The organism is candidate division WOR-3 bacterium (assembly GCA_029858255.1).
GTDB lineage: Bacteria > Hydrothermota > Tepidihabitantia > SM23-42 > SM23-42 > SM23-42.
This window is the reverse complement of record JAOUFJ010000020.1, coordinates 1-21,661: the sequence shown is the minus strand read 5'-3', so window position 1 is coordinate 21,661 and position 21,661 is coordinate 1. Positions and strand designations below refer to the sequence as shown.

19 protein-coding genes are annotated in these 21,661 nt (G+C 47.2%); 12 read left to right on the top strand and 7 right to left on the bottom strand.

Annotation, left to right across the window (positions count from 1 at the left end; translation table 11 throughout):
• Positions 1-130 precede the first annotated feature (130 nt).
• Positions 131-454: a DUF4870 domain-containing protein gene (locus OEV79_08835; GenBank protein ID MDH4211541.1), complete on the top strand. Its 324-nt coding sequence runs from the start codon at positions 131-133 to the stop codon at positions 452-454.
• 52 nt (positions 455-506) lie between these two features.
• Positions 507-1,097, top strand: coding sequence for a YIP1 family protein (locus OEV79_08830; GenBank protein MDH4211540.1), 591 nt, complete (start codon positions 507-509; stop codon positions 1,095-1,097).
• A gap of 6 nt (positions 1,098-1,103) precedes the next feature.
• Here OEV79_08830 and arcC read toward each other — a convergent pair whose 3' ends face one another.
• From arcC to OEV79_08815, 3 genes are all read right to left on the bottom strand, one after another.
• Positions 1,104-2,039 (bottom strand): carbamate kinase, encoded by a 936-nt coding sequence (gene arcC / locus OEV79_08825; protein MDH4211539.1) that lies wholly within the window; start codon positions 2,037-2,039, stop codon positions 1,104-1,106.
• A 247-nt stretch (positions 2,040-2,286) separates the two neighbouring features.
• On the bottom strand, positions 2,287-4,008 hold the full coding sequence (locus OEV79_08820) for a DUF2723 domain-containing protein (protein ID MDH4211538.1): 1,722 nt from the start codon (positions 4,006-4,008) through the stop codon (positions 2,287-2,289).
• Positions 3,995-4,309, bottom strand: a complete 315-nt coding sequence (locus tag OEV79_08815) for a DUF1844 domain-containing protein (GenBank protein MDH4211537.1) — start codon at positions 4,307-4,309, stop codon at positions 3,995-3,997. Before OEV79_08815 ends, OEV79_08820 begins: the two co-directional genes overlap by 14 nt.
• A gap of 298 nt (positions 4,310-4,607) precedes the next feature.
• Between OEV79_08815 and OEV79_08810 the strand changes: the two genes are divergently transcribed.
• The 9 genes from OEV79_08810 (at position 4,608) to OEV79_08770 (ending at position 15,369) form a co-directional block, all read left to right on the top strand.
• Positions 4,608-6,254 carry a penicillin-binding protein activator gene (locus tag OEV79_08810; GenBank protein MDH4211536.1) on the top strand — a complete coding sequence of 549 codons (1,647 nt, stop codon included), beginning with the start codon at positions 4,608-4,610 and terminating at the stop codon, positions 6,252-6,254.
• Positions 6,255-6,330: 76 nt separating this feature from the next.
• On the top strand, positions 6,331-6,552 hold the full coding sequence (locus OEV79_08805) for a hypothetical protein (GenBank protein ID MDH4211535.1): 222 nt from the start codon (positions 6,331-6,333) through the stop codon (positions 6,550-6,552).
• Positions 6,553-6,570: 18 nt separating this feature from the next.
• On the top strand, positions 6,571-7,590 hold the full coding sequence (gene queG / locus OEV79_08800; protein ID MDH4211534.1) for a tRNA epoxyqueuosine(34) reductase QueG: 1,020 nt from the start codon (positions 6,571-6,573) through the stop codon (positions 7,588-7,590).
• A gap of 439 nt (positions 7,591-8,029) precedes the next feature.
• On the top strand, positions 8,030-9,238 hold the full coding sequence (locus tag OEV79_08795; protein MDH4211533.1) for a hypothetical protein: 1,209 nt from the start codon (positions 8,030-8,032) through the stop codon (positions 9,236-9,238).
• Positions 9,235-10,704 carry a glycosyltransferase gene (locus tag OEV79_08790; GenBank protein MDH4211532.1) on the top strand — a complete coding sequence of 490 codons (1,470 nt, stop codon included), beginning with the start codon at positions 9,235-9,237 and terminating at the stop codon, positions 10,702-10,704. The genes OEV79_08795 and OEV79_08790 overlap by 4 nt, the downstream gene beginning before the upstream one ends.
• Complete coding sequence (locus OEV79_08785; protein ID MDH4211531.1) at positions 10,683-10,853, top strand: Trm112 family protein; 171 nt, start codon at positions 10,683-10,685, stop codon at positions 10,851-10,853. Before OEV79_08790 ends, OEV79_08785 begins: the two co-directional genes overlap by 22 nt.
• Positions 10,846-14,667, top strand: a complete 3,822-nt coding sequence (locus OEV79_08780) for a C25 family cysteine peptidase (protein ID MDH4211530.1) — start codon at positions 10,846-10,848, stop codon at positions 14,665-14,667. The genes OEV79_08785 and OEV79_08780 overlap by 8 nt, the downstream gene beginning before the upstream one ends.
• A 17-nt stretch (positions 14,668-14,684) precedes the next feature.
• Complete coding sequence (locus tag OEV79_08775; GenBank protein MDH4211529.1) at positions 14,685-15,143, top strand: ACT domain-containing protein; 459 nt, start codon at positions 14,685-14,687, stop codon at positions 15,141-15,143.
• A 43-nt stretch (positions 15,144-15,186) separates the two neighbouring features.
• Positions 15,187-15,369, top strand: coding sequence for a hypothetical protein (locus OEV79_08770; protein ID MDH4211528.1), 183 nt, complete (start codon positions 15,187-15,189; stop codon positions 15,367-15,369).
• A gap of 75 nt (positions 15,370-15,444) precedes the next feature.
• On the opposite strand, the gene OEV79_08765 is transcribed toward OEV79_08770, so the two are convergent.
• The 4 genes from OEV79_08765 to hisC all read right to left on the bottom strand — a co-directional run bounded on the left by OEV79_08765 (position 15,445) and on the right by hisC (position 20,635).
• Positions 15,445-15,747 carry a hypothetical protein gene (locus OEV79_08765; GenBank protein MDH4211527.1) on the bottom strand — a complete coding sequence of 101 codons (303 nt, stop codon included), beginning with the start codon at positions 15,745-15,747 and terminating at the stop codon, positions 15,445-15,447.
• A gap of 42 nt (positions 15,748-15,789) precedes the next feature.
• Positions 15,790-18,417, bottom strand: a complete 2,628-nt coding sequence (gene mfd / locus OEV79_08760; protein MDH4211526.1) for a transcription-repair coupling factor — start codon at positions 18,415-18,417, stop codon at positions 15,790-15,792.
• A 235-nt stretch (positions 18,418-18,652) separates the two neighbouring features.
• A complete protein-coding gene (locus OEV79_08755) occupies positions 18,653-19,549 on the bottom strand; it encodes a phosphate acyltransferase (GenBank protein MDH4211525.1) in 897 nt (298 codons plus the stop codon).
• Complete coding sequence (hisC, locus tag OEV79_08750; GenBank protein MDH4211524.1) at positions 19,550-20,635, bottom strand: histidinol-phosphate transaminase; 1,086 nt, start codon at positions 20,633-20,635, stop codon at positions 19,550-19,552. It abuts the gene before it with no gap.
• Between the two features lie 103 nt (positions 20,636-20,738).
• On the opposite strand from hisC, the gene OEV79_08745 reads away from it, so the two are divergent.
• Positions 20,739-21,476 carry an energy transducer TonB gene (locus OEV79_08745; protein ID MDH4211523.1) on the top strand — a complete coding sequence of 246 codons (738 nt, stop codon included), beginning with the start codon at positions 20,739-20,741 and terminating at the stop codon, positions 21,474-21,476.
• Positions 21,477-21,661: the final 185 nt, after the last annotated feature.

Here is a 21,661-nt window from a genome sequence, read left to right as displayed (position 1 = left end):
CGCTACGCTGCAATCACGGTCCTGTTTCGAATCGAGTATCCAGGATCAAGGATCGAGTATCAATCCAGCATGTTGAACGGATTATTGACTTTCGCAATATTAGTGTTATACTTAAGACAAAGGAGGAGATATGCCAGAGGCCAACAAAGAGATTGAAGACGGCAAGATATGGGCATTTATTGGATACTGGTGGATTCTATTCTTAGTACCTCTGCTCGGTAAGAAAGATAACAAATTCGCCCTGTTTCACGGGAAACAGGGATTGGTGCTTTTCGCCTTTGCAGTGCTCGTCTGGTTGCTGAGCTATATACCTGTTATAGGTTGGTTCATCATCGGACCGGTCGGCAGCATTGTATGGATTATTCTGGCAATAATTGGGATGGTGAAGTCACTTCAGGGACAATACTGGAAGATACCAGTATTGGGTGACATAGCCGAGAAGATCAAAATATAGTTCTTGGTCAGCACTTCTATTCGCAAAAAGTAAGGTGGGAAAAGGAGGTAGTATGATTCAACGTATTAAAGATATAATCTTCAAACCAAAGGATGCATGGCCTCAGATCAAGGCAGAATCCACGACAATCGGGCAAGTCTTTACTGGTTATGCAATGATTCTGGCTGCGCTCCCTGCACTTGCCGGTTTCCTAGGGTTCACTCTGATTGGTCAGAGTTTTGGGCCAATCACCGGGCTCTTTAGGATACCATTCACCTACGCGCTTGTCTGGGCAATCGTGTGGTATGTACTGATACTCGTGGCTCTTTACATCGAGGGTCTGGTCATTAACGCGTTAGCACCATCATTCGGTTCCAAACAGAGCGGTGTCAATGCATATAAACTGGCCGTCTATTCTTCAACACCGATGTTCATAGCTGGTATCCTCAATATACTGCCTGCATTGGGCATACTCGTTTTCCTTATAAGTCTCTATTCCTTTTATTTGTTGTACATCGGTATGCCGGTTATGATGGAGACTCCCAGGGATAAGCTGGTCGGTTATTTTGTCGTAACCCTTATTGTGATGATCGTAATCTACTTTATTGTAGGCGGTATTTCGAGTGCCGTGATGACCGCGATGTGGCGGCCTGTTCTGTTATAGAATAAACTATCTCACGATCTTAGTACCGGCGTCACCTAAAATCGCCTCCTTGGCTTTGCCAAGTGAGGTGATGATTACTTCCTTTCCGCCGCTTTCCAGGAAGCTGGTTGCGGCCTCAATTTTCGGCCCCATACTTCCCGGCGGAAATTGACCATTCTTTAGATAATCTCTTGCTTCGCCGGCGCTGATGACCGTCAGTGGCCGCTGGTCATCTCTCTTGTAATTGATATATACGCATTCAACATTCGTAAGAAAAAGCAGGGTTCTGGCGTCTATATCGTGTGCGAGAACAGCCGAGGCACGGTCTTTGTCTACAACCGCATCGACACCCTCGTAGGACCCGTCGTTCTCGATGTACACAGGTATGCCACCGCCGCCAGCCGCGATGACAATTGTTCCCAGATCAACCAGTGTTTGAATTGTGGTCCGATTGACAATTCTTTTGGGTATTGGAGACGGTACAACCCGGCGATGACCGCGTCCTGAATCTTCTTTAACTACCCAATTGAACATTTCTGCGAGACTCTCGGCCTGTTTCTTCGTATAGAAAGGGCCAATGTACTTTGTTGGGTTTATGATTGACGGGTCATCAGGGTCCACAATGACCTGAGTGACAATTGTTACAACATCGCGCTTTATGCCAAGGGCCATGAGCCTGTTCTGCAGACTCTGTTCGATCATATAACCCATGCCGCCTTCAGTGTCTGCAACTATAACGCCTAACGGCAGTGCAGGGATGTCCTGTTTTGTTCTTTCAACACGGAGCAAAGCATTGCCGACCTGGGGACCATTGCCGTGGGTTATTGCGAGTTTGTATTCTTCCTGTATTAGTTCGACAATCCCTTCAAGACTACTGCGTGTATTGGCGAATTGTTCATGAATATCCTCTTTGCCAGTGGAAGAGATTGCATTGCCGCCGAGCGCAACGACCGCCTTTTTCATCTCAAATTATAGACTTGAGCGTAGGATTGTCAAGACATGAACGATATGGTAAATGCGAAATTGACAAAAGACGTTAATCTCGTTATTCCCGTTAGGTCCGTTATTTTCGTTGATACCGCTATACCGACAGAGCGAACTTGGATATCTTGTATTCGTGTTTCGTAAATCGTATTCGTACCTTGAGTCGAGAATCAAGTATCCAGCCGTAATAACGATAGTAACGAGATTAATGAAATTAACGTTACGTCTAGAAAGATTTCAAGAGTTGACGTACTTTTGCTTCTTGTTCTTGGTTACCGGTTGCCTGGAAGTATCCAAGGTTTTGGCGCAGCATATTACGTACTATTAACAAGTTATATCGAACCCGTTCATCATTTACTATTGGCGGGCGCTTGAGGTCAAATTCGTCGAAATCGAAATGCACTGACGGCGTGCCGCGTACGATTCTGTGGACGAGCCCGAACGGTATTCTTAGGTATTGCGGTTTGACAGCATCAAAGTCATAATCAGGCCACGGGGAACAGAAGTATACACCTTCCTCTATTTTGGCATCGATAAAGCTCTCAAGCATTTCGACGTATCTCGCTTGTATTGTCTGTGGTTTATACAACCGTCCGTATTCGAATTTCTCAAGTTCAAGACGATAGGCATCAATAGATGATTCCACTTTTGCGTAGAAAACGGGATACTCACGCTCAAGGTATATAAGATACCATGTGCGTCGAAGTAATTCCTTGTCAATGACCACGAGATCTTCTCTTGTTCGGTTGATCTCTCGGGAATACATGAGAGGCGCGTATATATCCCAGTAAGGTGTGATCAAAAGGCTGGAATAAGGGAGCATCAGAGTGTGGGCCTGACCGAAGTCCATGCCGAAGGTATTACCTCTGAGCGTACAGGAATCGAAATTAATGACCGGAATCGCCAGAGCCAATGTCAGGACGACAGCATTCTTCAGATACTTGCCTAGTTGCTTTATCCCGTAGGTGAAGCTGATTACTAACACAATGAATGTTGGTATGTAGTAGGATTCAATGTCTGGAATAGAATAATTGATGGTGTACAGTACGTTGAGTGTGAGAATAATCAATAACAGCCAGAATATCCGGCGGTTTTCCCTGTATAATACGTAAAAGCCGACAAGGGAAGGTATGGTGAAAAGATACAAGAAGTTACGGGCAAGGATCCGGCCGCCGTTAATAAGGTTCTTGATTACTTCTGCCGGCGAGAGTGTAAACATCCACACGCGGTATTGTTTTCCGCTTACATGCCAGAACAGACGCTCAAGATTCATGGTATTCCCCCATGCCAGTTTTGCCCCCCCATTCGTACGCGCTACGAGGTAATAGTACAGGGTAAGACCCAGTAACAGAAACATGATTCCGATCGATATCCTGGCGAGGCTTGGGCGATGAATGATAAGAATGTAAACGAAGATTGGCGCAGCGAGGGATACGATCATCATGTGGTTTGTCAGACTCAAACCGATTAGATACATGATGAGGTATAGTATTCGGTCATTGTCGCACCGGTAGGCGAGAAAAAGCAGCAGAACAGCAAACAATCCTGTAAGCGCGTGTACCTCATTTGTGATGGATGTGCGCCAGATCATGGGAGAAAAAGCGAATACTGAGACGGTGAGAACCGGCGCAATTTTGCTGCCCGTTACACGACGTGCGAGTGCGTAAAGGAATGCGGCAGCTGCGACTGAGAACAAGCCTGAAAGCAGGTTAAGGTACGATATAGGTTCTCCAGGCAAGTGAGCAAAGAAGTACGATATCAGCGTGTATAATGGATAGCCAGTGGGATGGGCAATGCCCAGGGTGAAGGAAACCGCAGCCAATTCGCCTGAATCTATCAAATAGACATCAGGGCAGAGTGTGTAGAGATAGATCGCAAGTATTATTGAAAGCGATCCAACAGCAATCAGATATCGGCGCGGCGAGGCAGAGATTCTAATCTTTGGCAAAATTCAGTCTCAGGTTGGCAAGGCGAACCTGAATATCTTTTTTGTCAGCCTGTTCAAGCACGGGTTCGATGACCTTGTAGAGTGCATCGATGGCATCTATCGCTACCTTTGCTTCTCCGGCGTCTTTTAGATGTTTCTGAGTTTCTGGATGTGCTACTTTATCGAGATATGCCCATGCTTTTCCTTCCAGCGATAGTATCATCATATAGACGATTTCTTTCATCTTGATCGGCTCGTCGAGTAGTTTTGGCGCTTCCTGCTGTCCAGTGTCTTTTTCTTTTGCATTGTTATCTTCAAGCATGTTGGATTATATGAATATAACTGCGAGAAGTCAAGAATTCGTTCATCGGCACGATCGCTACTTTCGTTACTCCCGCTAATTCCGTTATTCTCGTTATTCGCGTTTGGCACTTGGCACTCGATGCAAGATACGAATACGACCTACGAAGCACGAGGAACGAGATCATTTCGCAATTCGCTTCGTCGTCATAGCGGTATTAACGAAAATAACGGACCCAACGGAATTAACGTCTTTTGTGAGTTTCGCAATCGTGGTTTTGCCCGTTGACATGGCAATTTTTTTGATTAATATTGAGAAAATGAAAAGAACAATATTCCTTCCACTGATCTTCCTTCTGCTGCTTGGTTGCGCTTACATAAGACCCAAAGGTGCAGCCGATATGGATTCACAAAGAGTAGCGGAAATAGCTGCGGTCACTTTTGAAAGAGGCAATGATTATTTCAAGCGCAAGGATTACAGTAATGCGCTTGTTGCCTTCGAGGAGGTTGTCGAAAAATACAGCGGGACTGAATCGTATGAACCGGCACTGTACCTCGGGTCATTCTGCCAGTACAAATTGGCCCGGTTCAAGAATGCAGTTTCCTTTGGAGAAAAATACCTAAAGGAATTTCCTAATTCCAAGTACTACCTCAACGCGATGTCTCTGGTCGGTGAATCGTATTTCCACCTTGCCGAAGACTATGAGGCAGCATACTACCTGAGCAAGTACTACGTTCAGGCCGAAGATTCGTCGGGTAGACAGAAGGCATTCGAACGGATTCTTGAGATGCTTCCGGACCTTTCGATTGCCGAACTCGAAAAGTTACACCGGATCTTCATGGCTGAAGATATCGATGAACACATACTGTATCACCTTGGTCAAGCCGAGGCACAAAAAGGTAAGAAAGAAGAAGCAGAACGTGATTTCAACCTGCTGGTCAGACGCTTTCCAGAGACCCGGTATTTGTATGAAGCAGAAGAATACAAGAGATTTATCAGCCTTGGAGAAGCCACTGGCAGAGCAGGTATTCTGCTGCCGCTTACGGGGAAATATTCGAATATCGGACAGAATTTGCTCACTGTTGTCAGGGCATTCGAAAAGAACAAGATGCTTCCTTTTTCACTCCATGTTCTGGACACGAAATCTGATCCCATAGATGCAGCCCTGGCCGCGGCAAGACTTGTCGAGGAAGTAGGTGTCGATTTCCTGATCGCGCCAGTCAGTTCTTTCGAGGCATTCACATTATGTGGTTTCGCCTTCGGGAAAGCCATTCCGATCATACTGCCCATGAGCACTGAAGGGCGTTTTGAAGCGCTCCCGCTCGTTTTCACGCGTGGGCAATCCTATGAGAATCAGGCGCGGATGTTAGCCCGGTACAGCATGTATGATATGGGATTGAACAGATTCGCGGTTCTCTTTCCTGAAGAAAGCCGCCACCGCGTTATTGCCAACGCATTTGCGCAGGAGGTGGTGCGAAACAACCGCGAGGTCGTCGCTATGGTCAGTTTCCCTGCGGATTCGATAACCATGCAAAAGGAATTGGAGGCGATCAAGAAGAAGGAACCCGGGGCGCTTTTCTTAGCCATGGATACAGATATGATCATCAATGCGGCACCCCAGGTGGCTTACTATGGTCTTGAGGAAATAACTCTCCTCGGCACCGAAGCTTTTCAGAGTGAGAGGGTACCGCGTCTTGGTGAGAAGTATGTGGAAGGTTCGGTATTCGTTGCACCATCTGCAATTGATGAAACGATATCAAAACAACTGACATCCTCGGGCCTTCCAATTAACGAATTCACGGCGCGTTTCTATACGGTGCTTCTACAGTTAAGATCTATTAGCAGTTATGAACGGTCAAATCTTCCGCGTTTGATTGGTGAGACCTTGCGCGGCACGGAAATTCTCGGCGTCTATAAGATAGAAGACGGAGAATTCATCAAGCTGGCAGATGTCAGAAAAGAGTGAAGGCTAGTCATGCGCGTATTAAATTTCTCGGGCGACCCCGAAAAATCCAGACATCGGGGTAGCGAAGGAGTAAGAAATGGCGAAAAAACAGAAGATCAAGAAAGATAAACCGGCAAAACGGGAAGGAATTATTGCCACCGTCAAGTTCTCACAGAAGAACATGATTTTCTTTGGGGTCGGACTGATTCTGGTCGTTGTGGGATTCATTTTGCTCGCGGCCGGAGACATCGTGTTCGCTCCAATTCTTCTTATCGTTGGTTATCTCGTATTCTTTCCTCTGGGAATACTACTTAAGTAGATTCAAAATTTCTCTGCTGTGATCGATGCCCAGATAATCCGAACGATTGGGTCTGACTTTGGCATCGATGCAATTAAGATCACAACCCCGGACCCGTTCATTGATGCCGCCTTCCGTATCAAGCAACAAATTGAGGATGGGTTATACCTCGACAGCGAACACTGGCACTTGAGGAATATCGATGATTTCTGCGATGTTAGAACGGTTTTACCCCAAGCAAGATCGATCATCGCAGCTTGCCAGTGCTACCTCACCAACGAGCGAGCTGAGAGTAATGCAGCAGGTGAACCACACGGGTTGATTGCCCGCTATACCTGGCGTAATCATTATGCCGACCTGAAGGAACGCCTGCAGAAGTTCGCCAGCGTTTTGAAAAGTAGATACATGGCAACGTCTGTAGTACTCTCAAACGAGCACATTGCAGAAAAACCAATTGCCCAACGTAGCGGTATCGGATATTACGGGAAAAACAGTCTTATCATAAATCGTCGCTTTGGTTCCTTGATCGTGCTCGGCGAGATAATCACCGATATCGAAATCCATCCAGATCCACCGAACAGGGGTGACTGCGCAGATTGTTCCATTTGTATTGATACATGCCCGACCCAGGCAATCATAGAGCCGTATGTTATTGATCGCCGCAGATGCATCCAGGCACTGACTAACTGGCATGGCGTGTTACCCGATGACATCGCCAGGGTATGGGGCAACCGACTGTACGGCTGTACTGATTGCCAGGACAAGTGCCCAGTCAATCAAAAAGTCGAGGCACAGCCTGTTCGTGCGAAGGTCGGACATGTCGGACCTTCGGCATCACTCCAGCAGATACTGTCGATGTCTGAGAGAGAGTACCGGCAGAGGTATGCGCGTAACCAGATGGCAGCGCGCTGGGTCAACTTCCAGGCGATTAAGAGAAACGCACTGATCGCCCTTGGTAATATCCGTGAAAAGACCACAATACCGCTGCTCAACAAGTATTGCAGAGACAGTGACACAGTACTTGCACAAACCGCCCGGTGGGCGATGGATCGTTTCTGACAAGAACCCAGGTACAAAATCGACTAATGATTGAGGTTAGGATACGGGTTCGTACTCGTGATTCGTAGATCGTATTCGTATAACTTCTTGCTATGCAAGATGATGCAGAAGTTCGCATCCAGTTCAAACGGGAACAACGATAGTAACGGAATTAACGATCCTTTACTGTCGGAGATTGCCGCGTCGTCCGCCATCGCTGAAGCTACGGCCGACCCCTCGCAATGACACGGTACGAGCGTTGTGGTTTGAGTAAGTGATGAGATGAACGCATCGAGGACTGTCTTTGTAAATTCGCAATTCGCATTTCGCAATTCGAAATATTCCGTACCGAAATTAACGATATTAACGAAAATAACGACACTAACAAAACCAACGTTGTATTGTGTGCCGTGAGTCGGTGTGGCTCTTGATTTTCATTCGAATCCAGCTAATATTGGTAGTGCTTCACATGCGATACCTGAGCAATAAACTGCTTGCATGTTCGCGAGTTCTGGTTTTTGCATTTTGCACGGGTTCATGGCTGTTAGTTTCTGTGACTTGTGCAAGATATGTTAAGTATATACCAGATCCCGAAAATGATATCAATCAGTGGCTCTCGAATTTCACGCACCAGATTTCTTTCAACTATGAATACGAAGCGAAGCTGAGATTCATACGTGTGGAAGGGATAGGCTTTTGCGTAATTGGTGAGGGGGAAAAGCTTTCAGGTACGTGGTACGGTGAAGGCGGTGAGCAGGAATTTGAATATATTGGTTTGGGGGATATCGAGTATTCTAAAAAGGACAGGGCCTGGGAGCAGGTCTCACGCGGAGAAGAATCAGATATTTTCACTCAGATCACACGTATCCTGTCTACCAGCAAGTTCGACTATGAGGGCAAAGGTAAAGGCTACGAGTACGTATTCAAGGCAAATATCCCGTTTCTCGACCCTGAACGGCGTAAGGAAATGGTTGGCAAGATCACAATATCTCCCGATAATTTTCTGCCCGATTTTATCTGGGCGGGTCTACCGGATTCCTCGACCTACTGGACTGCTCAAATCTTCGACTATAACTCAACGAAAGAGATAAAGGCGCCAACAAAGGATAAACGTGAATATCTGATCAGGCCAGAGATCGAAAAACGTGAAGGTATGGGGTCATTGGAGAGGAGGCTGGAATTACTCTCGCTGGACTATCGGCTTCGAGAGAATGGTGAAGGATTTCTGCTGCAACTTCCTCTTCACTATGGGCTCGAAGATGCCGCAAAATTTCTAAAGCCGGGTGGAATGGCACTTTACGCAGTGACCGACGAGCGAAAAGATGCCGGTAGAATCGGCTATTTGAAGGGCGATGTGCAGAAGCCTCTTTTTCTGACTGAACGGCTGGCGGCTGATCGCGATATAAAGGACGTGAAAATACGGTTTGACAGGAGTTCGGCTCTCTATATGTCTCTGAAGCTACGGGGGAAGCGTTTACTGCCTCGCATGGTTGCCCTCGAGGTTGACAGTACCCTGGTGGCTACCGCCACTCTTGACACCCTGGTAAAGTCGGATAGAATAGATTTATATCCCGAAATGCAATATACCGAAATGGAAATCCTGCGGGCTTATATTCTGCAGCCGTTGGGGGGCTATGAAGTGAAAGCTTCAGGCGGAGCGCGGCGTTGATTAATATAATATTGACGTTATATACCATCCTGCTGGTAGTACTCTTTTTTTATTCTTTACATTCATTCGTGCTCCTTTATTTATACTACAAATTCAGGCACCGCCCGGAGAGAAAGGTTAAAAGACTGGTCAAATACCCGAATGTCACGGTGCAGCTACCCATATATAATGAGAAATTCGTCGTGCACCGACTTCTCAAGAGCGTTATCGAACTCGACTATCCCAAGAGTAAGCTTGAGATTCAAGTGCTCGACGATTCGAACGATGAAACCTGTGATATAGTGGCGCGCCTGGTGAGCGAGTACCGCAAGCAGCGTTTCAATATTCACCACATACGACGTGGCTCGCGTGAAGGATACAAAGCCGGTGCGCTACAGTATGGTTTGTCCAGGGCAAAAGGTGATTTCATTGCGATATTCGATGCAGATTTTGTGCCGTCGCCAAATTTCCTTAAGGAATTGCTGCCGGAGTTTGATTCACCAATGGTTGCTGGTGTCCAGTCCCGCTGGGCACATCTCAATCACGATGATTCGCTACTTACTCGTGCCCAGGCAATTGGCCTCGACAATCATTTTGCGATGGAGCAGACGCTGCGTTTCAACGCCGGTTTCTTCATAAATTTCAACGGGACATGCGGTATATGGCGTAAGGAAGCGATAGCGGATGCGGGCGGATGGCATAGCGACACGCTCGCCGAGGATCTCGATCTGTCCTACCGGGTACAGCTGAAAGGTTGGAAGATAAGATTCCGGGATGATTTCTCGGTTCTTGGTGAACTGCCGGCCAGTGCAGAAAGTTTCAAGATACAGCAGAACCGATGGGCAAAAGGCACTATTCAGGTTGCGCGCAAGTTATTATCACAGGTTCTCCGTGCAAGAATGGGGAAGCTTGCGAAGTATGAAGCATTTGTCCATCTGACTTGTCACGTTAATTTTCTAGCGTTGCTTGGACTGGCATTGTTCTCACCCATCATTGTTTACTTCAAAGTCGAGAATATAGTCGCGAACGGATACTTTGTTTTCGCATCGTTTTTTACGATCGGAGCAGTAGGATATCCGTATTTGTATTTTCTTTCGCAGCGCGAATTATACCCGGATTATCGACGCCGCATACCTTTTATCGCCGGTGTGGTGGCTTACAGCATGGGTCTTTCTGTGTCGAATTCGCTCGCCCTCTTTGAAGGCTGGCTCAACCGCAAGAATGTTTTCCGAAGAACACCAAAATCGGGTGGCGAGTTAAGAGGATACAGGGTAGATTCGAAATCAATTGTTCCATTCATCGAAATTCTTATCGGTATTTATGTATTCACGGCTCTTGTATATGTGATCGTCAATCTCCAATTGATACTTATACCGTTTTTGCTGTTCTATAGTTTCGGGTTTCTTAGCCTGGGTTTCCTATCCATCAAGGATAAGATCGTTGCTCTGGAACCTCGGGAGGTTTTATGCTCAAGAGAGAGCTCCTAGATATTCTGGTGTGCCCCAAGTGCCGGGGTGAACTGGAGTACGACAAAAAGAATGAGGAATTGATATGCCACAATTGTGGTCTGGCGTATCAAATAAAGGATGATATACCAGTTATGTTAATTGAAGAAGCGAGGAAGTTAGATGGTTAGCTTTTTATTGCTGTTTGTTGTCGTCGGCTCGACGACAATCAAGCAGTTAGGAACAAACGGCGTCGAGATCAGCTTTTCAGCCGAATTGATAAGTCGTGATGATTACTCGATCGCCGATGCCGTGTGGCTCAGTAAGTTGGGAGAGCCGAATGTCCCGTCATTACTCTACAAGATCGGGATTCCTCAAGATGGCGATGTAGAAGTGAGGCTTATTAGCCATCGCGAGACTGTTTACAGGAATGTTGTCATTGAACCGGCATATTATGTCGCGGTTGACGAGCGGCCGGTCTCAGACCACAATATATATCATGCGGATGTGTACAAACAGAACAGGTTCTTCCCGGACAGCCTGATCAGCGTTTCCGAACCGGGTTATTTCCGTGATCTTTACACTGTCGATGTTAGGATGAATCCAGTACGTTACAATCCTGTCACCAGAGAGCTCAGAGTATCAGAGAATATCAGAATCAGCATCGAATTCAGGGGACAGCCCAGGATAAGGCGTGCATTTGACGATTCGTACGATCTTATCTACAGCCGGACTGTCGCTAACTACGAGCAATGCAGGGATTGGCAGAGGATACCACAATCTACACGAAACAATCCTTTTGACGGTTCTGTCTGGTTCAAGATAGCAGTCGACGAAACAGGGCTCTACAGGATCGGCCACGCCGAAATCACCGATGCGGGTCTCGATCCGAATCAGTTCGACCCGAGGACAATGAAGATTTTCACCGCGCCCTTTGATATTCTGCCGCGCACTGTACCGTTACCAGATTCGCTTGATTCATTGATCGAGGTTCCGGTCTATGTGAGTGGTGAACAGGACGGCATTTTTGACACAGGAGATTATCTGATATTCTACGGTTACGGAGCGAGTCATTATGTTGCGGATACCGGTTTGGTCTGGTCTGAAAACGGTTACGCAGTGGAGAACATTTACTGGTTCACGTTCGGAGGCAATGAAGGCAAACGCATGACAGGAGTAGATGTATCATGGGACGGCGCAGCGCCTGACACCACAGTCAACGCCATCGCCCATAATGAGATCGATAATGGCAATCCCAGTCGCTCCGGGACAAATTGGTATTGGGCTGACGTGTCGCCACTGACCGGGAATCTTGGGACTGCTCAGATTAAAGTTGGACACCCCGGCGCTATTGGCGCTGGAAGGACAAGAGTTGGCCTATTCACTCTGGAAAGTGGAAATTTCTGGTACCGCTTCACAGTTGACGGAATGACGTTTTTCAGCGATACGTTGTCCCTCGCGGCGTACACGAACATGCCGCCGGCATACCTGACCGGTAATGGTTCTTTGTCCGGGGACTCGTCGGTGCTTGTGTTCGACGTCATACGGCTGGATGGTGTATCGAGTAGCCTTAGTGCCTATCTCAACGCGGTAGACATAAACTACCAGCGCAGTGCTACCCTTGATGCGCCACACCATGTTTTGTTCGGTGCACCGCAAGACTATTCAATACAATACCGCGGCGTCGGGGCACAGCCGTTTGTGATAGATGTAACGGATTTGAACGCGCCAATATTATTTTCGAATCTTACGATCGATGGCAGTACAATGCGTTTGTCGAATGCGGTTGATTCCTTCCAGATGGTGTATTTCTCCGAGTTATCTTTTGTCCGTTCTGCCGAGCTCGTTGCTACGGATCCGGGCAGACTTCGGACGCAGATCGACGGCTGCGAGTATATCATTGTCGTACACGAGGATTTCTATAATGCGATCATGCCGCTTGCGGAGTACCGAAGCCGAGAATATTTGACGAAAGTTGTCGTCGTTGACGATATATACGATGATTTCTCATTCGGCCGATTCGATCCTCTCGCGATAAAACATTTCCTACACTACACGACGAATAATTGGTCCCCGTATCCAAAATACGTCTTGCTCGTCGGTGATGCTACATATGATTACAGGAATAATCTGGGCAAGGAAAATCCACCAGACTTTGTACCCATGTACGAGTATGGTACTTACCTCTCGGGCAGTCCGGTCTTCTCTAATAATCTTCTTTATGAAGGCGAATACGTCAACTTCGGTCAGGGCGAGGCAATGTGTCTGGGCAGGATCACGGTCCGCAACCGCCAGGAAGTGAGGGATTTCATCGACAAATTGATCACATATGAAACCGGGGATAACATCGGACACTGGGCAAAACGGGTGATACTGACGGCAGATGATGAGTATGCGTATGGCTTTGAGAACCCCACATTACATACAGGCGCCTGTGAACGTAACAGCCAGCGTATTCCTGATTCTCTGTATGATTTCGCAAAAGTTTATATGATCAGCTATCCACCGCTCGGTGCCGGCACCGCTGAGAAGCCAAATGCCCGTGAAGCTTTCATTCGGGAGTTCAACAGAGGTGGTCTTTTGGGCCTTTTCTACGGCCACGGCAACACGCATCAACTCGCACATGAGGTGCTGTTTAGCAGTCCCTATATTGGCCGTCTCAACAACGACCGCAGGCTTCCTTTCTTTTATTTTGGCTCATGCAATGTAGGCCGCTTCGATGACTCGGACTACGAATGTCTGGGTGAAGAGTTTGTGCGTATGCATGACGGCGCCATCGGTACTATGGCGGCTACGGCCGGCACGTATCCAACCAGCAACGAGATCATTGGCGAACGTTTGTGTCGCAACATTACCAGTCCAGACACCACGTTGACAATGGGAGAGTGTAGCGTGATCGCCCGTGATGGCTATTGGTATCAGCAGTATCTGCTTATTGGCGATCCGGCAACGAAGTTCCGCAAAATGTATCGTTCAATGCACCTGACCGCCGTTCCGGATTCGGTGAGACCAGTGGAAAGGCTGGCCGTCACTGCTGATAACAACCGGTACCATTTGAAGACTTTCGTTCGTGACACGACCCATATCGAGAAGTTTGATGCGAGCACGGCCGACAGGATCAGTGGCTATGTGTTCCGTTCGGTACAGGTGGGTACAAGTGCTTGGGTTGATTACGGCTACTATATCGACGGAAAAGATGTCTATTTGGGGTATTGGGACGCCGATACGGCAACGATCATTGCGCCAAGAGTTTCCACTGTGAATCTGCCCGTCCTCAAGTTGAGCAGCATATATGGAGACCAAAGCGGCGTTCTTGATTCGATACGTGTCTTCGGCACAGCACCTGCATCTACGGATGTGACCGGACCCGAAGTTGTCCTTTACGAAGGTGGCAGAGAGCTCAACGATGGTGATTGGGTTGATAACAAATTTCTGCTGACAGGACATGTCGCAGATAGCAGTGGAATAAACCTTCTATATTCTGTCGAGAGCACGAATGGGTTTTACGCTTATATAAACAGTGACCTTGATAGCAAGGTCGATCTCAGGGATCGTTTCTACTATGATAAAAATTCTTTCACGAGCGGTGAGTTTGTTGTGGGGATCGAACTGCCTGAGGCGGTCGATACGTTGACAGTCAACGTCGTCGACAATAATTTTAACCAAACCGTAAGGAGATTGATCCTAAATACTGAATTATACGGCAATGTAGAAATAAGTGATTTTCTGATTTACCCGAATCCAGTACGGGATGATGGCGGTCTGTGGTTCACTTTCATTCTTTCGCGTTCGGGTACAGTGCGGCTGAAGGTTTTCACTATCGCGGGCCGTATGATCAAGACTATCGACAATGTCCCTTGCGCTGCCGGTTACAATCAGATATTTTGGAGTGGGCTTGACAATTACAGCGATGAGATCAGTAACGGGGTCTATATTGTGAAGGCGTCTGTTGAAGCTGATAATTCACAAGATGATGTGGTAGAAAAATTCATAATTGCCAGATAATACTAGGAGTACAAAAAGTGATAGAATCCATTGAGCATAACAAAAATATCGCCAAGGTTACACTACAGGGTGTTGCGGATCGTTATGGCGTGGCTGCTGAGATCTTCAGTGCGCTCGGCGAGCATGGTCTTAATGTTGAACTGATCTCGACCAGTTCAATGGGGCGCGGACGTGCTGATATATCATTTGCTGTTCTTGAGTCTGATCTTGATGAAGTGGTTAAGCTTCTAGAGGCGATAAAAACCACTTTCGGCGCCCGAACGATTGCGGTGGATAAGGATCGCGCTCTTATTACGATTTACGGCACAAAGTTGGCAACAACGCCGGGAATTGCGGGAAGAATATTCAAGGTTTTGTCCGAGAACGGTATTAATATAGATATGATCAGCGCCTCACTTTCCGTGCTTAGCATTGTTGTAGGGGAGGATAGGGTTACGAACGCGGTGGATGCTTTGAGAGAAGAATTCCCGAAATAATTTCGCCGAGGACGTCCCGCATGTACTGTGAGAGGAGGAGGTAATGAAGGTATTCAAATATGTCGCACTAGCGGCAGCGTTGGTAATGATCGTGATGGGTGTTGTCTCTCGAGTGCTGACGCCGGGGAATGTACTTCTTGGGCTAGGAGGTATAACCTATCTGCGACTTACCGTTACCATGCTACTCTTCGCTCTAACTTTCCATTTTCTTTTTCCGGAACGGTAAGCAGTAGTATTGCGCTCAGCAGACCGATCGGAACTTACTGCCCTCTAAAATCTCTGCTCCGGATTGAACGGCTGTTTAAGTCGTGGGCTTGCAGGCCCGCGTATTTTCCTCGATTGCCAGGATTACCAATATCAGCTCAGCACCTGCCAGTATGCTGAGAAACCAGATTATACCGATTATCAGGATGTAGAACGCAACCCCGACTGCTCCGAATGGACCGAACGATCCCATTCCTCCGTAGCGTCCACCAAATTGCGCAAGAGCCGCGCCACCAACGAGCAGGGCAATAAAGCCAATGACTGTCAGGGCGGCGATTACCCATGCGACAACCTTGAGGATCAGAGAAACAGTTCTCAATGTTCGAAATTTCTTCTCCACTTTTCCTCCTTTGGCTGATTATATATATGGATTAGTGGCAAGTCAACCTGTTTTGTGTACTACAGTCCCTTCCTTAAAGAAGATATACTGTTTGCCGTAGCGGGTCACTTCGGAAGCTCCGAGCGTTCTGGCTTTGAGCCGCACTGCAGAAAGGGTGAACAGATTCTCGACTTCTCCGGGATATCTTCCGAAACGATCGACGATTTCATCCTTTATAGAATCCAGTTCGTGTTGTGAGTCGATTTCAAGCAATCTCTTATAGAGAGCGGTTCTTTCGTAAGCACTGGGAATATATTCGCTCGGGAAATAGGCGTTCAGCTTGAGGTCAAGAATCGGTTCATGTACGACCTTCTTTCCCTGTAATTCATTTACCGATTCACTGAGGAGTCTTATGTAGTGATGATAGCCAATGGCATTGAGGTGACCCGATTGTTCGCGCCCAAGCAGGTTGCCCACTCCCCTTATTTCCATATCGCGGAGTGCGAGGCGGAAACCCGAACCAAGAGATGTGTATGATACCAAAGCACCCAGTCTTTTGTTCGCTTCGGCGGTTATTCTCCCGTGAGATGGGACTATGAAATAGGCGTAGCCTTGAAGCTCGCCCCTTCCAACACGCCCCCGTAATTGATGCAGGTCTGCAAGGCCGAACTTGTGTGACTGATCCACGAAGATCGTGTTGACCCTGGGAATATCAAGCCCGGATTCCACGATCGCAGTTGACAAAAGGATATCATATCCACCATCGATGAATGCTAGCATCCTCTTTGCAGTGATGTCCTCTCGCATCCTGCCGTGCAGCAGACAAACGCGAAGATCGGGTATGATGCTCAGCAGTTTGTTTAGTACTGTTTCGATCGTCTGTATTCGATTATGTACGAAAAAAATCTGGCCGCCCCGCTCGAGTTCGCGGCGGATAATATCTTCGATCGTATCTTCGTCAAAATGGATTATATGTGTCGCCACATCTTTCCGGCCAAGCGGCGGGGTGTATATATTTGATATGTTCTTGAGTCCGGAAAGCGCCATATAAAGCGTACGGGGTATCGGTGTAGCCGAAAGATATATGACATCGATACCCGGTTTTATTTTCTTGATCTTTTCCTTTTGAGCCACGCCGAATCTTTGTTCTTCATCGATGATCAACAAACCAAGGTCGTGGAATTGAACATCGGGTTGCAGCAGGCGGTGGGTACCGATGACAATATCGATTTTGCCATCTGCTAGTTCTTGCATGATCCTTAGCAGCTCATTTTTTTTGCGGAATCTTGATACCATTTCGACACGAACGGGGAATGGGTCAAGTCTACTCGTAAATGTGTTGTAATGTTGAAAAGCAAGCAGTGTTGTCGGACACAGGATCATTGTCTGTTTGCTGTCGAGCGCTGCTTTGAATGAAGCGCGGAGTGCGATCTCGGTTTTTCCATAGCCGACATCTCCGCAGATCAATCGCTCTATGGGTTTTTTCGTTTCCATCTCTCTTTTGACATCATTGATGGCCTGAAGCTGATCTTCAGTTTCTTCATATGGAAAGGTTGTTTCCAGTGCTTTCATTTCTGAAGAGTCACCGGAGAATGCAAAACCGGGTTCCTGCATTCTCTGTGCATAGAGTTTCAATAATTCAACGGCCAATCGCTCGGTTGCTTTTCTTACTCGCTTCTTTGTGCGCAGCCATAATTCCCCTCCCAATTTGGATAGACGCGGGGGCCGGTCATCGGTCGCTACGAACCTTTCCAGAAGGTTCATGCGCTCGACCGGTAGAAATAGTTTGTCGTTTCCTGCGTAGGCAATTTCAAGGCATTCTATCTTCTTGCCTTCGACGTCCACTAGCGTGAGTCCCTTGTATTGTCCAATGCCGAAATCGCTATGCACAACATAATCAAGTTCCTTGAACCCCATGAGATCGTCAACAAATGGTCCTTTATAAACAACTTTGCGTTTTCTTATCGAACCGAATATCTCTTTTTCTGTCAGGTGGACGATTCTATTGGTGTTGTCGACGAAGCCGCATTCCAACGGTGCACGGTAGACCTCGATCTCTCCCAACAATGAACGTAGTTTTCTGCCCAGAGAAGCCGAGACGAGGAATTTAAATCTAAGTCTTTCTTGTTTCATCTCATCAACGAGCGTTCTGAAATCACCGAAATACGGTCTGGGTGCACTGAAGTTGTATTGAATGTCACCCCGGTCAACGAGGAAAACTGATTGTACGGTCGGTTGGATATCGACTTCAGTTATCATTATGTGATTTTCGGTTATCAGGTGGATGAGTGATTTTGATTGGGTTCCCACACTTGCGAGATTCAGTCTGGTGCGTTCTATGTTTTCCGTTGATCTCTGGGTTTGTGTGTCGAATTTTCGGATCGAGAACACCTTATTGCCGTACAACTCGATCCGAACCGGGAATCCATCTGATTCGAAGACATCAATGATGCCACCGCGGACGGCATATTCATTTTCTTCCTCAACGTTGTCCTCTCGTGAATATCCCGTCGTTTCAAGTTGTGCGATGAATTGTTCGACGTTAATATTCCGGTGCACGGCGAGGTTAATGACTTCTTTTTTTGTTATCTGCCTGGAAAGCATCACCGGATCAACGACGATTATGTTCGAATCCAGAAAGAATGGGTGATCAGGATCGACGGCAGTGATATCATTCCCGATTTTTCTCAATTCACGTCGGTATCGTTCTGTGTTTTCTCCTGAAGGTACTAACACAATCGGTCTTTGTCGGGCCAATTCGTGGACGAAGATGGTCGTTGATGATCCACAAAGACCGCCAATTCGCAGTGATTTTTCTTTGGACAGTCTTTTGAGTATCTCGGTGCCTGAAAAAAGCTGGAGGTCTCCGACATTGCTTCCTACCTGGCCAGAAATGTATGTGTTCTTTTCTCGACGAATCGTGATGTTAGGTCGCTGCTATTATTACACCCAGGGCAATTGAGTTGAGTTTGGTTACTGGTTCATCAGCGCGTGATAGCATAATAATGGGATGGAGCGCACCAGCCACCAAGCCCGCCGCCCTGGTCTTGCCGAAGTAGATCAAACCTTTTGCCCAGATGTTGGCTGCAGAGATGTTGGGCATAAGTATGAAATCAACATCTCCAGCAACAGGACTGTCAATTTTCTTTATCGCGGCAGCCTCCTTGGAGATCGCCACATCGAATCCGAAAGGACCGGCAATCGTTGCGCCAGTAAGCCGTCCGGACTGGTTCATTTCGACTATCCTGGCCGCATCTACGGTCTCAGGCATGTCGGGGTGTACGGTTTCACTTGCGGCAACTAAGCCGATCTTCGGTTGCTCAATACCCATGAGATTCAATGTCTCAATTGCGTTTTTTATTATCTCGATGCGGATATTAAGATCTAGCCGTGGATTCATTCCTCCATCCGACATGAATATTAACTTGTGGTAACTTGGGATCTCGAGTGCCGCGATATGGCTGAGGATCTTTCCTTTTCGTAATCCCGTCTCTTTATCTAAGACACCCTTCAGGAACGAGGATGTTGACAACATGCCCTTCATGAGAAAATCGCCTTTTTCCCGGACCAGCGTGTTCGCTTCGACGATGGCTTCAGCTTCGTCTGGACAATTGTGTATTTCACAATCTGCCGTTTGCAGCTGTATTTTTTTTGCGATCGTGGTGATTGCCTGAGCATCGCCGACCAGCACCGGCGTTATCAATTCCAGTTCCTGGGCCAGCCTGATGCCCTCTAAAACCGCTTCGTCTTCCGCCTTGACGACCACGCATCTCCTCTTGCCTTTGTCCCGTGCCAGGTTTAAGACATCATCGAAAGATTTCATCTATACTATTTCCTGCAAAACCTTGACAAGCCTTTCGTTTTGGCCCATTGACCCTATCGTGATGCGTAGTGACGTGGGTAGACCGTACTCGTATACTGTTCTCAGAATGATACCTTTTTTCTGTGCTGCTTCGAATACCTCTTTAGCGTCCCTCTTGAAATCGACGAGGATGAAATTCCCGAACGATGGTGTGTACTTCAGGTCCAGACGTGCGAATTCGCGATACAGATAGGCCTTGCCGTTTTCGTTGCTTTCCATGCTGGCCCTGACGAAATCGGTGTCGCCGAGTGCTGCGCCGGCGGCAATTTGACCGATGCGGTTTACGTTGAATGGTAGTCTGACTTTCATCATGGCACCTATGATTTCTTCGCTGCCGAACCCATAGCCGACGCGCAGTCCCGCCAGTCCGTAAATTTTTGAAAACGTACGGAGGACGATGATATTTTGGTGTTTCTTAAGATAATCCAGCCCGTGCGGATAGTCGGCTTCTTTGATATACTCATGATACGCCTCATCAATGACCAGGATGACATTCGCGGGTACCGAGTCAACAAAATGGTCCATTTCCACTTTTTTAATGATAGTACCGGTTGGATTTATAGGATTGTCAACGATGATGATTTTGGTTTTTGCGTTGATTTTCTCGATCATGGCCTCTATGTTATGTTGATAATCCTTCAGCGGTATGGCAACACGCTCGCCACCAAAAATCTGACAGGCGATCTTGTACATGATGAATGAAGGTTCACTCATTATGACCTGATCTCTTGGATTTACGTATGCTTTGAAAATCAATTCGATCAGCTCAACTGATCCGCTTCCAACAATGACATTTGACACAGGAATGCCGGATTTCTCACTCAATCGCTGCTTCAGATAGTAGCAATTGTCATCAGGATAAAGAAAAGAGTCGCTTATCTTCTCGTTCATGGCCCTGATCGCGTGTGGTGAAGCACCCAGGGGGTTCTCGTTCGAAGCCAATTTCAGGATATCACCGCTTAGCCCCAGTTCCTTTGTTACTTCTTCTATAGGTTTTCCGGGTTTGTATGGCCTGATATTCTTGACAAAGTTCCTCAGTTCAATCACGGTACCTCCGACGTAATTATATTCGGTTCGCACTAAAGTTCAAGGGATGCGTATCGCAAGGTTTGCTATTGACGAGCGCTCACGAAATGGCTATATTTTATGAATGAGCATAAAAAGCTACGCAATTTGCGCATTTTTAGGGGTGCTCTTAGTATCATGTTCAGCAAAAAAGGCGTTGTTGGTTCCTGTCCTGCTTGATTACCAGTTGGATTATCCAGACGAAGCCAGGCGGCAGGGTATGGAGGGTACCGTTCATGTGAAGGTTTTAGTCAATCGGAGTGGCAGAGCAGAAGAGGTAAGCATTGCGAAGTCATCAAACAATATGCTGCTTGATTCTGCGGCCGTGCGGACCGCCAAAACATTCGTTTTTTCTCCTGCAGTCGTCGGTGAAGAGAAGTTGCAGACATGGGTCATGGTCCCAATCGAATTCAAATTCCGTGAGGTTGACTATGGCGAATGGTTTGCGCAGGTTGAAGTATTGCAGCGGAGAATCGCAAAGACGGGCGATCAGGAGGCTATCGAAGAGCTGTATGAATTGTATCGCCAGATGATATTTTCGCCGTGGGATGTTGATGACTTGGATTTCAATCAATACATCAAAGATATTGTTGCTGAACGGGCCGTCGCTGTGTGGGAAAGCCATTGGTCAGTATACCCGGCTCGCGTTGTTTTGTTTGTCGATATCATAAACCGGTATCCTGATTCGTTCACGGCGCTGAAAGCTCGTGCTGATCTGAACCGTTTTCTCGAACAGGAGAAGATCAAGATGCGGCTTAGTCTCGGTGCTGTTCGGACCGACACGCTTATGAGTCGGATAAAAAGGGCAATCGATCACCAATAGTATGAACACAGTCAGCAGCAAGAACCATTTGCCGATTTTTGCGTTCTCGTACCTCGGTTGCTTGAACTGCGCAGGATAGTACGGTGGCCAAAATATTCGTAATTAGCCAGGATTTGGGACTCATCGATATTATCAGCGAGTCATTGAAGAACGATGGGCATGGTGTATCGACCTGCAGCAAACCG